This window comes from Bacillus sp. EKM202B (genome assembly GCF_011066025.1).
Lineage (GTDB): Bacteria > Bacillota > Bacilli > Bacillales > Bacillaceae_G > Bacillus_A > Bacillus_A toyonensis.
In genome coordinates this window covers 93,942-110,262 of sequence record NZ_JAAMNK010000012.1, presented here as the reverse complement: position 1 = coordinate 110,262, position 16,321 = coordinate 93,942, and the positions used below count along the sequence as shown (strand labels likewise).

Below are 16,321 nucleotides of genomic sequence, written 5' to 3'. Positions count from 1 at the left end.
GCTTTTGTTTTTTTATAACCCTTTTACTACTGCAGTTCCTACTAAAATCCACGCCACAATAAACGCTACACCACCAAGAGGTGTAATTGGACCAAAGAACTTAATACCTGTCGTACTTAGTGCGTAAAGACTACCTGAGAACATAATAATCCCAGCTACCATAAGCCAACCAGCAGTAGTTAAAAGTGATGATTGAATCTTATCCATCAATAGAGCAACTACGAATAGTCCACCTGCATGAAACATTTGATATGTAACGCCTGTTTTCCAAACTTCTAACATTTTCGCAGAAATTTTATTTTCTAAACCATGTGCCCCAAAGGCTCCTAACGCAACAGATAGCCCCGCTGCAATACAACCTAGTAAAAAGAAAATTTTCATCTTAATTCCCCTTTTTTACTTTTATCATAAGCAATTTTTTCATATAAGCCAAACGATTTAATCCTTAAAAATCAAATAAAGAATTACCATTTGCACCTTCTTCTTTTATATACACAGGTTCTCCAGAAACCGGTATAACTGGTTGGACTGGTTGAACTGTTGTTATAGGCTGCGATCCAATTACTTGCGATTGAATTTGCGGCTCTCTATACGTAGAAGATTCAACCTGTTCATCTAATAGTAAATCGCATAAAGCACGCACAACTAATAAATGATCTTTTGATTTTTGTCCTTGACTACTTTTTGCCTTTGCAATTTCATTCGCCATTTTATTTAAAATCTTATCGCTCGATATTTGCATTCCTTATCACCTCGTACTTTGTAGTTCTTTCTCAAATTGCCCCAGCTTCTCTACTGAACCAAATACTATTATCATATCATGTTCTTGCAATTTTTCCTGCCCCGTCGGATTATGTATAATATCCCCACTTCTCAAAATCGCTAAAATTGTTACATCAAATTGATTTCTCACATCACTCTCTAGTAACGATTTATTGACTAAGATAGAATCGTTTCCGACTGAAATTTCTTCAATTACAAATGATTGCTCTATTCCATACAGTACTGTATCAATATAATGAACTGTTAGCGGATTCGCAATACCTTTTGCAATATGAATTCCTGCCATACTAGATGGATTAATAACCTTATTTGCACCAGCACGCCTTAATTTTTCTTCGGTTTCTTGCTTTTCCGCTCTTGCTACAATTTTAATTGCATCGTTTAATCCTCTTGCCGTTAATGTAATAAATACATTTTCAGCATCATTTGCAACAATAGCAACTAAACCAGCCGCTTTTGAAATTCCAGCATGATGTAAAACTTGATCCTCCGTCGCATCTCCATGTATATACAAAAGCTTTTCCTTCTCTAATATGCTTTCATCTTTATCGACAACAACAAATGGAATTTTCTTTTCTTGCAATTCGTGTACAACTTGAAGCCCCACTCTACCGCAACCACATACTATAATGTGATTTTGTAACTGTGCTATTTGTTTATCCATCTTCTTCCTCCGCACTGCATGAAATAAATTCCCTTCAATAATTATAGCTGCCACTACTCCAATTGCATATGTAACAATACCAACACCAACAGGAATAATAAGGAGCGCAAATACTTTCCCTGCTTGCGTTACAGGAACGGCATCTCCGTATCCAACAGTCAATACAGTAATCATCGTCATCCAAAATGCTTGAAACAAACTAATCTCTTCAATTGTCATAAATCCTAGTGTTCCTAAAATTACAACAAAGGTCATACATACAACAGCTATCCATAATTGCTTACGTGCATTCATATCGTGTTTCAACTCTTTTCTCTATCTACAATCTTTGCCAGTGGAAATAAAATACGTATATACTAGATACGGAATCTATGAAAGAGGTTGATATAATGAAGACATTTCTTTCCGCCTTACAATGGGCACTATTTATTTTAGCGGGAAGCCTTATTGTACCAATTAGTGTCGCAACTAGTTATGGTCTTGATGGCGCTGAAGCTATCGCATTCGTACAAAGAACATTATTTGTTCTAGGCTTTGCTGGTCTCTTGCAAGCTATATTTGGGCATAAACTTCCTATTCAAGAAGGTCCTGCTGGCCTTTGGTGGGGAATTTTCTCCCTTTACGCAAGTTTAGGCGTCATATTATTTGGATCAAGCAATGAGACACTTAAAGTTCTTCAATATGCTTTCTTATTAAGCGGTATTATTTGCATTATTCTTAGCGTTTTTGGACTCATTGATAAACTAGTTCGCTACTTTACACCGACAGTTATTGGAACATATTTATTTCTTCTTGTCACGCAACTCAGTAGCTCCTTCTTAAAAGGAATGTTTGGTCTTGATGGACAACATACAGAAGTACAACCAAAAGTATTTATTCTTTCACTCATTGTTATTTTACTATCCTTTTTCATTATGAAGCTACCTATTATTGGACAATATTCCGTTCTCTTCAGTATTGTCTGCGGCTGGATTTTATTTGCATGCTTCGGATTATCTAATCCTGTAACACCTGTAACAGACATAATCCGTCTTCCATCTCTATTCGTTTTCGGAATGCCTCGCGTTGAATGGAACATGGCAATTACAGTCATTTTCGTTACACTATTACTTCTAACAAATATGTTAGCAAGTATTCGTGTTGTACAAAAGGTTGTTTCTAAGTACGAAACAGATGCAGCTCCAGATCGATTTAAACAAGCTGGCATTATAACGGGAATAAATCAATTGCTAGGCGGTCTATTTTCAGCTATTGGACCTGTTGCCATTTCTGGATCAGCAGGATTTATTGCAACGACTAATATTTATAAACGCCTTCCATTTATATTAGGATCAAGCTTTATTATTGCCGTTAGTATATTCCCAAAGATCACTTCATTCTTTGCAGCAATCCCTGTTGCAGTTGGTTATGCCGCTATTTATCCTGTATTCGCAAGCATGATTGGCCTCGCCTTTCGAGAATACGAAACTGTCCAGGATAAAGAACGATTATTTAAAGTAGCCGGTCTTTCAATCTTTACAGGAGTCGGAGTTATGTTTGTTCCAGCAGGAGCATATTCCACACTTCCACCATTTCTAGCATCTTTTTTAAGTAATGGTCTCGTTCTTGGATCTGTAATGGCAATCTTGCTAGAAATACTATTTTCTCGTTCCACGGCAAAACAAATATCTTAAATTGGAAAACTTCCATTATTGCACTCTACCTTTAGAGTTGTTACGATAAAATCAAACTTTAATCATTGGGGTTTTATTCATCCCCAATGATTATTAACCAATATTATGAGCAACACACTCATAATAATTTATCTACTTCTTTTCAAAGAGGTTTGATGTCTTACTATTATTCCTCAACATCTTCATGAACATGTATTTTGATTTCAATTAAAGAAAGGAATTTTCTATATGACTTATAAAATGATTGTTTTAGATTTAGATGATACTTTATTACGTGATGACCATACTATTTCACCTCGTACGAAAGAAGCTTTAATGACTGCACAAGAGCAAGGGGTAAAGGTTGTACTTGCTTCTGGACGTCCAACGTTTGGTATGCGCAATGTAGCCAAAGAACTTCGTTTAGAAGAATACGGCAGTTTCATTCTATCTTTTAATGGTGCAAAAATTATTAACTGTAAAACAAACGAAGAAATCTTTAGTAGTACGCTATCTCCCGAAATCGTTCACAACCTATTTGAAATTAGTAAAACTGAAGATGTATGGATTCATACTTATATGGGCGATGATATCGTAACGGAAGAAAATAACCCTTATACTGAAATTGAGGGCGATATTACTGGTATGCCAATTGTTGTAGTAGATGACTTTAAAGCCGCAGTTAAAGAGCCGGTAGTAAAAGTATTAATGAATAAAGAGGCTGAACGTCTTGTTGAAGTTGAAAAGAAACTACAAAAACAACTAGAAGGCCAATTAAGCGTGATGCGTTCGAAACCATTCTTCTTAGAATTTACAGAAGCCGGTGTTACAAAAGGAACGAGCTTAAACAAACTGATCCAAAAGCTTGGCATTAAGCGTGAAGAAGTTATCGCAATGGGCGATAGCTATAACGACCAAGCAATGATTGAATTTGCTGGTCTTGGCGTTGCAATGGGCAATGCACCTGATGATATTAAAGAAATTGCAAACTATGTAACAGATACAAATATGAACGATGGCGTTGCAAAAGTTGTAGAGAAATTCGTTTTAAAAACAGAAGTACTTGTTTAATATTTTCATTCATAAAACCTATTTGAAGTCAAACACTTCAAATAGGTTTTTATTTAAATTCTCGTGCTTTTGTGACTATATTTTGAACTTTTCCCTATTCTCGTAGTGTAAACTTTCTTTTTGTATATAATGAAACAAAATAGACTATTTTATTTTGAAAAAGAATACAAATTTACTATAAACAAGCATACGTTAAAGGAGGCTACTTTACATGTTATCTACACCAATCGGACGATTAAGAGCAATTGGACTAGTTGAGGGGATTTCTTTCCTATTACTATTATTTGTAGCAATGCCATTGAAATACTTCGCAGGATTTGCAACAGCTGTTAAAATTACAGGCATGGCTCATGGTGTTCTATTTATTCTATTCATCTTTGCAGTCATTCAAGTAACAATCGTACACCGTAAATCAATTTTATGGGCACTTGGAGCATTCGTTTCATCAGTTATCCCATTTGGTACGTTTGTACTAGATGCAAAATTAAAGAACGAGCAACAATGATAATAAAAAGGTAGTTAACGACTGTTAACTACCTTTTCTATTTACCCCGATTGGTGAGGGCTGATAATCAGTAGGGGGTGAACAAAACCCCCACTGATTAAAGTTTCACTTTACAAATTTGGAATTTCCCAATCAATTTCTCTCTCATCCATATTAGCTAAAATCGTATTTACTTTAGAGTACGGCTTACTTCCAAAGAAACCACGTCTTGCTGACAATGGGCTTGGATGTACAGATTCGATAATATGATGATTTGGATTCGTAATAAACTTCTTCTTCGCCTGTGCATGGCGTCCCCACAATATGAAAATAACTGGTTTTTCACGTTCATTTAATAGCTCAATTACACGATCAGTGAAATGCTCCCATCCTTTTCCTTTATGAGAATTTGCTTCACCTTGCCGAACTGTTAATACAGTATTTAATAATAAAACTCCTTGCTCTGCCCACTTTACTAAATAACCGTTATTTGGAATGCCATACCCATATTCATCTCGAAGTTCTTTATACATATTTAACAACGACGGTGGCGTTTTAATACCGGGTTGCACAGAAAAGCTTAAACCATGCGCTTGATCCGGTCCATGGTATGGATCTTGTCCTAAAATAACGACCTTTGTATTTTCATAACTTGTATACTCTAGAGCGTTAAAAATATCTTCTATCTTTGGATAAACAACATGTGTACTGTATTCTTCTTTCAAAAAATTAGCCAATTCGCGATAATATTCTTTCTCAAATTCTGGTGCCAATAACGGCCCCCAATCATTTTTTAAAACATTTTCCATACTGTCACTTCCTGTCTAATTAATTCAACATATCCTGTTTTGTAAATACTACGAACGAAATAATAAGGGAAACAACTGCCCAAACAGTTAAATTCATCAAAGAAAATCCCATCGATAAACCTTGTAATGCAGGTAATTTTCCTGATAAATAATCCGTTAATGATAGGTTCACACTAAAAATATATTTTGAGCCTTCCCAAGACGTTGCAAATGAACTTAAAATACCACCTGCAATTAATGCAGCTAACATAACACCCATACCAGCTGGTGTATTGCGAATTAAAACAGAAACCATAAACGATATAGTTCCGACAACGATAGCAACAAACCAGGCCAGTCCATACGCCATTAAGATGTATTGCCACTGCGGAATAAGGTGCACAAAGTTCGTATTTAACGTTTCCTTATCAATGACAAATCCAGTTAAAACAGGTAAATTCCATCCCGAGTACCCAAATACAAGCCCTGATAATATGTAAGCAAACAAACCTACAAGAAGCAATATGAGCGAAATGAAAAATAACATCGTCACGTATTTACTAAGTAGTATTTTCCAGCGCCGAATCGGCCGCGTAAGTAACATCTTCATCGTCCCATCACTCCGTTCTCCCGAAACGATATCAATAGCGACAATCATCACGAGAAGCGGAATAAACAATGTAATTCCTTGTTCAATAAATGCTCTGACAAAAGTCGGTGCGCCCGGCGCCATCGGGTTAATATCATGATCTAAATAATATTGTTGTTGCTCAACTCTTACTTTTAACCAATCACGCCATTCTTCTGGCAACCTAGAATTGTTCAACCGGTTCTGAGAATCAACAATTTGCTGTTGTAATGAAACTTTCCAATCCGTTGTACCGAGTCTTTTTTGTGTCGTTTCTATTTCACGATACTGCGCATACACAAAAAGCGGGATTAATATTGCTAAAATAAGCATGACAACAAAAATACGTTTCTTACGGTAAATCTTTTCTGATTCATTTAAAACTAGATTCGCAAATTCACGCATGCTGCTCACCCCTTGTGAGTTCAATAAATAAATCTTCTAGCGTAAATACAAGCTCCTTAACGCTATGCACATCTATCTCATTTTCTACAAAGTGTTTATTCCAACTACTTATAGATGCAATATCCATGCGGCATAGTAATCGCTCGCCTTCTACACTCACTTCTCTTACTTCCTCGGCCGCTTCTAGCATATCTTTCGCCTTAGAAATTGGTGTAACAATCCATTCTACACGATCACTTGCTGTTTTAATTAACTCTTCAACCTTGGCAACTGTTATCATTTTTCCTTTATGAATAATTGCGACACGATCACATATCATTTGTACTTCACTTAGCAAGTGACTTGAAATAAACACGCTCATATTTTCTTCTTTCACAAGCTTATGTATAAATTCTCTAAGTTCTCTAATCCCAGCTGGATCTAAACCATTCGTTGGCTCATCTAATATGAGCAACTTTGGATTCCCAAGGAGCGCCTGCGCAATTCCAAGGCGCTGTTTCATACCGAGTGAGTACGTTTTTACCTTGTCATGAATTCTTTCATCCAAATGAACCATTTGAGCAATTTCAATAATACGTTCATCTGATATATCACCTAACATACGAGCAAATTGCTTTAAATTTTCCCATCCTGTTAAATATGTATACAGTTCTGGGTTTTCAACGATACTCCCAATTTGACGCATCGCTTCTCTGAAATTTTCCTTAATCGAATAACCACCGATAGAAATCGTACCTTCTGTCGCCTTAATCAATCCGACTAACATTCGAATGGTAGTCGTCTTTCCAGCACCATTCGGTCCTAGGAACCCGAACACTTCTCCTTGCTTTACATCAAAGGAAATATTCTCTACAAGAGTCTTCTTTCCAATTACCTTCTTCAAGTCTCGCACGGAAAGTATCATCGTCATTTTACCCCTCCTTGTTCTAGTTTTAACTTACTCACAACATTTTGAACTAATCGTTCTGCCATATATGTGTACCCTACTTCATTCGGGTGAAAATGATCAGAGTATAATAAATCTTTTCCACGGTTTTGAAATAAATCAAATGTCGGTGTAATATATACATTTTTATCATTTAACGCTAACTTCTCTAAAGAAGCGTTCCAATCCACAACAATGTTTGAAGACCCTTTTAAATCTTCTACATCTTCAAAAGGATTATATAAACCTAGCCAAAAAATAGGGCTATCTGTATTTAACTTACGAATTTGTTCTATAATTTTCTTAGCTTCATTTTGGAACGTTTCCGTATCAGGACGGTATGTTTCTAAATCTATCTTTCCAAGCGATTCCCAGCCTGGAAATAAATCATTTCCGCCAATTGTTAAAACGATCACATCTGCTTGCTTAATTGAATATTGAGCACCGCTGCTTTCAATTTGTTTTAATAAATCGGGCATTTTCGCACCACTCACTGCCAAGTTAGTTAGTGCAACCTTTTGCTTATAATCTTTTTGTAAATCTTCTTTCATTCGTCCAATATAGCCAATGCCTTCTTTATCACCAACGCCGCGCGTTAACGAATCACCTAAACTAACGACTTGCAATGTTCCCGTTTTCTTTTTCTCTTTTGCTACTACATCCGTTTTCTTAATTAAACTTGAAGCTTTCGGATTTAATACATCATTTACACCTGAAACAAAGCCATATGCAAATAAACAAAAAGATGCAATTGTAATGAGTAGGATTACTTTTACTACTTTTGATCTCATGTCAAAACCCCTTTTAGCCCTCTTAGATTGTCCATAATTATACCAAACGAAATTTTGAAAAGCGATTTTCACACCTTCCCTATCACGTCGTTTCTCTATTTACTAACTTTGGTAATAACTCTATATGTTTCACATCTAATTTCTCTGCATTAATCTTTTCATATAATAATTCAAACGCTTTTATCCCGACATTTTTACTAGGATGGGAAATTGTTGTTATACCTAATATATCTGCTACCTCTTGATCATCACACCCGATAATCGTAATATCCTCTGGAATACGAATTCCTTGTTTTTTTGCTTCTGTAACCATCCCCGCTGCAATATGGTTACAAGATACAAGGAACGCCGTCGGTTTTACTGACATATGAGCCCATTCTCTAATTACATTGCGTCCATCTTCCACTGTAAAACAGCCCTCAAATTTCCAGGTCTCTAACGGTGTTACGATACTCTGTTGAAGCGAATCTTCATACGCCTTCTTTCGTCTTTGGCTATTAATGCTATTACTTCTTCCAATGCAATATCCAATACGTGTATGACCGACATCTATTAAGCTTTTCATCCCATGCGAAAATACTTTGTAGTAATCAATATGCACACTTGAAATGCATTTCGAATCTATTTCTTCACACATAACAATCGGGCCGAATTTCGTATATTCTTCAAGTTTCTCCTTACTATTTGCACGGGAACATATAATAACCCCATCAAGCTTTTTCATTTTTAACATATGCAAAATTTCTAGTTCTCTTTCTTCGCTGTAATTTGTCTGGCAAAGCATCATATTATAATTATTCTTTGCCGTTTCTTTTGATATCCCCTCAATAATAGCACTATAATATTGATCATTTACGTGTGGCAATAAAACGCCAATTACATTCGTTTTTCCTTTCACTAAATGAATCGCGTTCACATTTTGCGTATAATTCAATTCCTCTATAATTGCTAAAATTTCTTTTCGTTTCTGTTCATTCACGTATGGATGATTATTTAGTACACGTGAAACGGTTGAAACCGATACCCCGGCAAGTTCAGCAATCTTTCTTATATTCGTCATCTCATTTTCTCCTTCTCCTCAAAAATTCTCGCTTGACCTGGTAAGCTTTCCACAATATATCCTTTCCTAGCAAATACATTTAGAAAGGATATACAACTATGCTTCGATTCAAATTAGAATATATATTTTTTATTGGCGGTTTACTCATTCTCGCCATCGGTATTAATATGATGACGACAATTACTTCCTTTGGACTTAGCCCTTACGATTCCTTCTTTATTGCACTATATCAAAATTTCGGGATAAGTATTGGTTTTTGGATTTTCATGATTAACTTTGCTTTTACACTTATCGTACTCTTTTGGAATAAAAAACAAATTACAATCGGCACAATTGTAACGATGATTCTTATTTCTCTTTTTGTTGACTGGATTGGTTCCATTACAATTATTATGGACGCTATCCGCTCTCTTCCAAAATATATAACACTTATTTGTGGAAATCTATTTGTCGGAGCTGGCATTGGCCTTTATGTCTCAACAAACCTTTGCGCAGCACCTCAAGAAGCTTTCGTTTTAACAGTTGCTGAGAAGAGAAAATGGACGTTTAGAAAAACAGAGATTTCATTGGCTTTTCTATTTTTAACATTAAGCTTCTTATTAGATGGACCCATCTATTTTGGAACAATTATCTTATCCTTTACAACAGGTTGGATCATTCAAGCATTTATTCAAATTGGTACGCAGATTTTAAATAAAAAAGAGCCTATTAAGCAAGCTGCTTAATAGGCTCTTTTTTATTTTATCCCGTTATTTGTGGGCAGTAAAACTTCCACCTCAAAGTCCAGCAAAGGCAAAGAAGTTAGGCGGGAGATAACTTCCCCTAAATGCCCGATTGGTGAAGACTAATGATCAACTTAGGATGGACACCCCGTTTCACTTTATGATAAGAGATACTACTTAGCATCCCCTTCAATTCGATAATTTGCTTTCACGCAATCAATTTCTTCATACCCTTGCAATGTATGTAGAATGTACTCGTAATCCGCAAGAGAAGCACGATGCGTTACAATTACAATTTCTGCTTTCCCTTTCTCTTCAAGCGGCATTTGAATAATTTTCTCAAAGCTAACTCCGCGCTCAGAGAACAATGAAGTAATTTTTGCAAATACACCAATTTCATCTTTTACATGCAGTCTTAAAAACTTTTTCACGACAATTTCGTCTGGCTCTTTTAATACTTTTTGATATTGCGGGACTACAGCACTATTTCCTGTTACCCCTAGTCTAATATTTTGCATCACAGCAACCAAATCCGAAACAACCGCTGTTGCTGTCGGTAAGCTTCCTGCTCCCGGCCCATAAAACATCGTTTCTCCTACCGCTTCACCGTACACATACACAGCATTATATTCATTTTGCACTGCCGCAAGAGGATGTGTATTGGGAAGTAAAGTCGGTTCAACTGTAACCTCTAATTTTTCGCCATCTCTCTTTGCAAGACCAATTAATTTAATTGTATAACCTAAGCTCTTACTATATTCAATATCTTCTTCTGTAATAGAAGTAATTCCTTTTACTTTCACATCTCCAAGCTCTACGTTTGTAGAGAAACCGAGAGTAGCTAAAATCGTCATTTTTCTTGCCGCGTCTAAACCTTCTACATCTGATGTTGGATCTGCTTCTGCAAATCCAAGTTGTTGGGCTTCTTTTAACACGTCGTTATATGCTCTCCCTTCATCTGACATTTTCGTCAAAATAAAATTTGTCGTTCCATTTACAATTCCCATTACTTTCGTAATAAGATCTGAAGAAAGTCCTTCTACGATGCTTCGCAAAATCGGGATTCCTCCAGCTACACTTGCTTCATAAAACAAATCAGCCTTATTATCCTTTGCTACTGCTAATAGTTCCGCTCCGTGTAACGCCATTAAATCTTTATTTGCAGTCACAACGTGCTTCCCACTTTGTAAAGCTTGTAAAATATATGCCTTTGCATCATCAATGCCACCCATCACTTCGATGACAACATCAATATTTGGATTATCTAAAATTTCATTTGCATTTTGTGTTAATAGAGTAGAAGGTACCTCTACCTCTCTCTCTTTCTCAATGTTTTGCACCAATACTTTCGTTACCTTCACTGGACAACCTACTTGGTGTATAAGTCGCTCTTGATGATCTGTAATAATACGAACTACACCGCTACCAACTGTCCCAAGACCTAATAGACCAACCTGAATTTCTTTCATAATACTGTCCACCCCTCAAAAATTGTGTTTAGATGAAATTATATGAGTAAAAAATCTGAAAAACAATGTATTTTGAACATTCGGAAAAATAAAGAGTAATCCTTACAAAGAAAACGTTGCCACGTGTTACACAATCTTTTTTTACAATACATAAGGGGTTTCTTGATACACGTAATAATTCAACCAATTAGAGAATAATAAATTCCCATGACTCCTCCACCTAACAAGCGGCTTTTCATCTGGATTATTATGTTTAAAATAATTTTTTGGCACGTCAATATTTAACCCTTTGTCACGATCTCGTTCATATTCTTGTTTTAACGTCTCACAACTATATTCACTATGTCCGAGGGCGAAAACTTGCCTTCCTTCTTGCCCAATAACAAGGTGAACACCAGCTTCTTCAGAGTTTGCTAACAACGTTAATTCTTTCACCCCTCTAATATCACTCTCTCGTACTTCTGTATGACGGGAATGCGGGGCAAAAAACAACTCATCAAACCCCTGTAACAGTTTCACATGTTGCTCACAGACTTCATGTTCAAATACGCCGAACATTTTTTCCTTAAGGGGATACTTCGGAACGCCGTAATGATGATACAAACCAGCCTGTGCCCCCCAGCAAATATGAAGCGTGGATGTTACATTCGTTTTTGAATACTCCATAATACGTTTAAGCTCTTCCCAATAATCTACTTCTTCAAAAGAAAGAGTTTCAACTGGTGCTCCTGTAATAATGAGCCCATCAAATTTTTCATTTTCAATATCACGAAACGTTTTATAAAAGCTTGTTAAATGGTCCTGCGCTACATTACGAGACAGATGTGATTCCATATGAAGCAAATGAACATCTAATTGCAACGGTGTATTTCCAATTAATCGAAGTAATTGTGCCTCTGTGTCTTGCTTCGTTGGCATTAAATTTAATATAGCAATTTTCAATGCCCGAATATCTTGTGTTTCTGCTCGTTCCTTCGTCATTACAAAAATATTTTCTTTTTGCAATACTTTACGAGCTGGTAAGTCTTTATCAATTATGATCGGCATGTTGTTTGCCTCCGACTAATGCCGCTTCTAAATCTGCAATAATATCAGAAACATCTTCTATACCAACCGATAAACGAATTAAATCAGATGTAACACCAGCTAAACGCTGATCTTCAGCACTTAATTGTCTATGCGTCGTACTAGCAGGATGTATAACACAAGTTCTTGCATCAGCTACATGCGTTACGAGAGTCGCTAGTTTTACATTTGCGATAAATTCTTTTGCTGCTTCTAATCCACCTTTAATACCGAAAGTTAAAACTCCACTAGCACCTTTTTTCAAATACTTTTGTGCTAACGAGTAATTTTCATTACTATCTAACCCCGGATAATTCACCCATTCAATACGTTCATGGTTAGCAAGCCACTTGGCAACTGCGAGAGCATTTTCGCTATGACGCTCCATTCGTAAATGCAGTGTTTCTAAGCCAATATTGCTAATATACGCATTGAATGGGCTCATACAATTTCCATAGTCTCTTAACAGCTGAACACGTGCTTTCACAATATAAGCTGCTGCCCCGAAGTTTTGAACATAGCTTACGCCGTGATAACTTGGATCTGGTTCAACAAGCTCAGGATATTTCCCTTTTGTCCAATCAAAATTTCCTCCGTCAATTACAATGCCACCTAAAGAGCTTGCATGCCCATCAATATATTTCGTCGTAGAATGAACAATAATATTTGCTCCATGTTCGAACGCTTGGCATAAATAAGGAGTCGCTAATGTGTTATCAACGATAAAAGGTACTTCCAGCTCCTTGGCTGCATCTGAAAATTCTTTGAAATTTAAAACGTTCATTGCTGGATTTCCTAACGATTCTGCATAGATGAGTTTCGTCTTATCATTAGCAAGTGCCACAATTTCATCTGCTGCTAAATTTGGATTAAAGAACGTAACATCAATGCCAAGCTTACGTAAACTTACTCCAAATAAATTAAACGTCCCCCCGTAAACTGTTGAAGAACAAAGAAGATGATCTCCACTACTACAAATATTTAAAACTGCTAGCATAATGGCTGCCTGCCCAGAAGCTGTTGCAACCGCTCCTACACCGCCTTCTAAATCTGATAACTTCTGCTCGAATGCAGCTAGAGTAGGATTGCCAATACGCGTATATATATATCCTTCTGCCTCTAAATTAAATAGTGCTGCTAAATCATCCGACGTATCGTATTTATACGTTGTACTTTGATAAAGCGGCAAAACACGTGGTTCACCATTCTTTGGTGTATAGCCACCTTGCACACAAATCGTTCCTTTTCCCCATGATTCTCCCATCTCTCATTCTCCTTTCTTTTATACAAAATAAAAAACTGCCCCTTTCCTGAAAATAAGAAAGGAGCAGTTTGAAAACACGCTCTAAAGGCTCTTTCTTATCTCTCAGGATTATTACCTGCAGGATTTGGCACAATTCCGTTATACGGCTGTTGCCAAGGTTTCATCGGGCCTGTCCCTCCACCTTTTCTTGATAAGACTATGCAATTACCGTTGATTTTATAGCAATAATTTCCTAATGTCAATCGATTTTTCCGAATGTTCTAAAATAAACGTTAACAGTTTTATAGAAAGCAACAAAAGAAATATATTCCATTCTATTTCAAAAAAGACCTTTAAAAAACTCAAATCAATCTATAAAATTAAATAAGTAACTTAAACTATAAATTCAAAAAATCGCCCTACATGTTGAATAAGCAATCCTCTCAAAAAGATACTATACATATTCAATCCATTTCACACTAACATCTGCAACCTTTTCCTACTAAAACTTGCATAACGGAGGTATAACATGACAAATACAAAAGACATGCATTATATAATCGTCTTATATGGCATTCTTCTAGGATCCATAGTAGGCGCTACAGTCTGGCTATTTTTAGTTACGATAAATATCGGGATCCATTTTATTTGGGGTTATTTACCTAGCGTTTTCTCTTCCCCCCCTTATTACACCCTTTGCGTAACCACAATCGGCGGGATTCTTGTTGGTTTATCACAAAAATACTTTGGTACATATCCACGTCTTATGCCAGAGGTTATGGATGAATATAAAAAAACAGGTAGGATTGAATACCGTTTTGTCCATCAAGCTACTTTAACTGCGATTATTGTCTTAATATTTGGGGCTAGTCTCGGTCCAGAAGCCGCACTTGTTGGAATTATTGGCGGACTTTGCACATGGGTTGGTGATCGCTTTAAATTTGCTTTAAAGGGAATGAATGAACTAACAGAGGTTGGAATTGGTGCTACTTTAAGTGTCATTTTTAATGCACCATTATTCGGTTACTTGGCCCCAAATGAAAATGAGAGTGAGCAAATTAACGAATTTTCTAAAGGAAAAAAAGCAATAGTATACTTAACTACTACTTTTGCAGGTTTTTCTGTTTATTTACTACTGAGTAAACTCGATAATCGAGGATCCTTTATTGTTGATTTTGGAGAAGGTTCACTTTCTTTCAATGAATGGATCGCATTTCTCCCGCTTGCTAGTATTGGTGCTATAATTGGTTTCTTTTATTTCAAATTAGAATTCATATTAGAGAAGTTAATTCATCCTTTTACAAAGTACAAAATTACACTTGGAATTATCGGTGGTATTTTATTAGGAATTGTAGGCACTTTTCTTCCGTACACATTATTTTCAGGGGAACATCAATTAAAAGAATTAGTTGTTGAATGGGGGCATTTATCCTTTTGGATACTACTTCTTTCAGGAGTTTTAAAGCTATGCATTACTGCCGTTTGTTTAAATACGGGGTGGCGTGGTGGACATATTTTCCCAATTATATTTTCAGGGTCAAGTATTGGATACGCTATAGCTTCTATTCTTCCTATAGATCCAGTAGCATCTGTGGCCATCGTAACGACAGCGATTTCGAGCTATGCGTTACGAAAGCCAATAGCTATAACTTTGCTATTACTTATGTTTTTCCCGCTTAATTTACTATTACCAATGCTCGGGGCAGCAGCGATTGGTAATGCATTTCCGCTTCCTAAACGGAACGAAACTACAAATTAATAAAAGTAGGCAGTAGGGACAAAAATTCCACTGCCTATTTTTGTTACACATGCCGCTTCAATAGAGCGTATAAATCTTCAAAACTATGCACTTCATATGTTGGCACAATCTCGCTATCATTTAATTTCTTTTCTGGATTAAACCAACAAGTATCTATTCCCGCTACATATCCACCTTTAATATCGGCGCTTAATGAATCCCCAATAATAAGCCCTTCCTCAGAAGCAAAGTTAGGAATCCGTTCAAAAACATAATCAAAATACTCTTTCATCGGCTTTTGAAAACCTGTATCTTCAGAAACAAAAATACCTTTAAACAATGAATGTAACCCTGCATTACGTAAACGTTTATCTTGCGTCTTAGAAATGCCGTTTGTCACTATATATAAATCATACTCATTTTGAATTTGATTTATAAATTCAAATGCACCTTGTATGAGTTGATTTCCTTCTTCTAAGTAGCTACGGTAATTATTTTCGAATAATATCCCATCTACTTCTTTCCCGTACTCTTTGAATAAAATGGAAAAACGTGTATTTACAACTTCATCGCGGTTGATTTCGCCTTTTTCAAAAACATCCCAAAGACCTTTATTAACTTTTTTATAACGCGCTTCAACCTCACTAGTTAGAGGAATCCCTTTCTCCTCAAAAAGCATACGTAATGCCACTTTCTCCGTCTTCTGGAAATCTAACAGTGTATCATCTACATCAAACAACAAGGTTTTATATTTTTTCATAAACCCCTCACACTCTCTTTTCTACAAAAACAAATTTAAGTAAATCGTATCATTCTTTCTTGTAAAAATAATA

General features: G+C 36.2%; 17 protein-coding genes and 1 riboswitch. Of the genes, 5 read left to right on the top strand and 12 right to left on the bottom strand.

Translation table 11 applies throughout. The features are described 5' to 3' along the window. Nucleotides 1-12: 12 nt before the first annotated feature. The 3 genes from G9F74_RS16225 to G9F74_RS16215 form a co-directional block, all read right to left on the bottom strand. Complete coding sequence (locus G9F74_RS16225; protein ID WP_000688311.1) at nt 13-381, bottom strand: DUF423 domain-containing protein; 369 nt, start codon at nt 379-381, stop codon at nt 13-15. A 64-nt stretch (nt 382-445) separates the two neighbouring features. Then, complete coding sequence (locus tag G9F74_RS16220) at nt 446-742, bottom strand: YwdI family protein (RefSeq protein WP_016107318.1); 297 nt, start codon at nt 740-742, stop codon at nt 446-448. A gap of 6 nt (nt 743-748) precedes the next feature. Next, nucleotides 749-1,741 (bottom strand): potassium channel family protein, encoded by a 993-nt coding sequence (locus G9F74_RS16215; RefSeq protein WP_000994012.1) that lies wholly within the window; start codon nt 1,739-1,741, stop codon nt 749-751. A 95-nt stretch (nt 1,742-1,836) separates the two neighbouring features. Here G9F74_RS16215 and G9F74_RS16210 point away from each other — a divergent pair, with 95 nt between their 5' ends. The 3 genes from G9F74_RS16210 to G9F74_RS16200 all read left to right on the top strand — a co-directional run bounded on the left by G9F74_RS16210 (nt 1,837) and on the right by G9F74_RS16200 (nt 4,675). Further along, nucleotides 1,837-3,120, top strand: a complete 1,284-nt coding sequence (locus tag G9F74_RS16210) for a purine/pyrimidine permease (RefSeq protein ID WP_016107319.1) — start codon at nt 1,837-1,839, stop codon at nt 3,118-3,120. 228 nt (nt 3,121-3,348) lie between these two features. Next, entirely contained in the window at nt 3,349-4,170 is an 822-nt protein-coding gene (locus G9F74_RS16205) for a Cof-type HAD-IIB family hydrolase (RefSeq protein WP_000221383.1), read from the top strand. Between the two features lie 211 nt (nt 4,171-4,381). Further along, nucleotides 4,382-4,675 (top strand): DUF3817 domain-containing protein, encoded by a 294-nt coding sequence (locus G9F74_RS16200; protein ID WP_000953396.1) that lies wholly within the window; start codon nt 4,382-4,384, stop codon nt 4,673-4,675. Between the two features lie 110 nt (nt 4,676-4,785). On the opposite strand, the gene G9F74_RS16195 is transcribed toward G9F74_RS16200, so the two are convergent. From G9F74_RS16195 to G9F74_RS16175, 5 genes are read right to left on the bottom strand one after another with little or no spacing between them, the layout of a single operon-like run. Beyond that, entirely contained in the window at nt 4,786-5,463 is a 678-nt protein-coding gene (locus G9F74_RS16195; protein WP_016107320.1) for a uracil-DNA glycosylase, read from the bottom strand. 19 nt (nt 5,464-5,482) lie between these two features. Then, nucleotides 5,483-6,475 carry an ABC transporter permease subunit gene (locus G9F74_RS16190; RefSeq protein WP_016107321.1) on the bottom strand — a complete coding sequence of 331 codons (993 nt, stop codon included), beginning with the start codon at nt 6,473-6,475 and terminating at the stop codon, nt 5,483-5,485. Further along, nucleotides 6,468-7,385, bottom strand: coding sequence for an ABC transporter ATP-binding protein (locus tag G9F74_RS16185; protein ID WP_016107322.1), 918 nt, complete (start codon nt 7,383-7,385; stop codon nt 6,468-6,470). The genes G9F74_RS16190 and G9F74_RS16185 overlap by 8 nt, the downstream gene beginning before the upstream one ends. Beyond that, entirely contained in the window at nt 7,382-8,263 is an 882-nt protein-coding gene (locus G9F74_RS16180; RefSeq protein ID WP_002092964.1) for an SGNH/GDSL hydrolase family protein, read from the bottom strand. The genes G9F74_RS16185 and G9F74_RS16180 overlap by 4 nt, the downstream gene beginning before the upstream one ends. 10 nt (nt 8,264-8,273) lie before the next feature. Continuing rightward, nucleotides 8,274-9,251 (bottom strand): LacI family DNA-binding transcriptional regulator, encoded by a 978-nt coding sequence (locus G9F74_RS16175; RefSeq protein ID WP_016107323.1) that lies wholly within the window; start codon nt 9,249-9,251, stop codon nt 8,274-8,276. A 98-nt stretch (nt 9,252-9,349) separates the two neighbouring features. On the opposite strand from G9F74_RS16175, the gene G9F74_RS16170 reads away from it, so the two are divergent. Next, nucleotides 9,350-9,976 (top strand): YczE/YyaS/YitT family protein, encoded by a 627-nt coding sequence (locus tag G9F74_RS16170; RefSeq protein WP_000943407.1) that lies wholly within the window; start codon nt 9,350-9,352, stop codon nt 9,974-9,976. A gap of 170 nt (nt 9,977-10,146) precedes the next feature. On the opposite strand, the gene G9F74_RS16165 is transcribed toward G9F74_RS16170, so the two are convergent. The 3 genes from G9F74_RS16165 to G9F74_RS16155 all read right to left on the bottom strand — a co-directional run bounded on the left by G9F74_RS16165 (nt 10,147) and on the right by G9F74_RS16155 (nt 13,771). Further along, on the bottom strand, nt 10,147-11,442 hold the full coding sequence (locus G9F74_RS16165) for a homoserine dehydrogenase (protein ID WP_000659113.1): 1,296 nt from the start codon (nt 11,440-11,442) through the stop codon (nt 10,147-10,149). Between the two features lie 141 nt (nt 11,443-11,583). Beyond that, nucleotides 11,584-12,489, bottom strand: coding sequence for a homoserine O-acetyltransferase MetA (gene metA, locus G9F74_RS16160; protein ID WP_001121528.1), 906 nt, complete (start codon nt 12,487-12,489; stop codon nt 11,584-11,586). Beyond that, entirely contained in the window at nt 12,473-13,771 is a 1,299-nt protein-coding gene (locus tag G9F74_RS16155) for a bifunctional O-acetylhomoserine aminocarboxypropyltransferase/cysteine synthase (protein ID WP_000504769.1), read from the bottom strand. Before G9F74_RS16155 ends, metA begins: the two co-directional genes overlap by 17 nt. A gap of 92 nt (nt 13,772-13,863) precedes the next feature. After that, nucleotides 13,864-13,968, bottom strand: a riboswitch (SAM riboswitch). A 311-nt stretch (nt 13,969-14,279) separates the two neighbouring features. Between G9F74_RS16155 and G9F74_RS16150 the strand changes: the two genes are divergently transcribed. Continuing rightward, nucleotides 14,280-15,509, top strand: coding sequence for a chloride channel protein (locus G9F74_RS16150; protein WP_000185592.1), 1,230 nt, complete (start codon nt 14,280-14,282; stop codon nt 15,507-15,509). Between the two features lie 43 nt (nt 15,510-15,552). Here G9F74_RS16150 and G9F74_RS16145 read toward each other — a convergent pair whose 3' ends face one another. Further along, complete coding sequence (locus tag G9F74_RS16145) at nt 15,553-16,248, bottom strand: YjjG family noncanonical pyrimidine nucleotidase (protein WP_000760213.1); 696 nt, start codon at nt 16,246-16,248, stop codon at nt 15,553-15,555. Between the last annotated feature and the right edge of the window lie 73 nt (nt 16,249-16,321).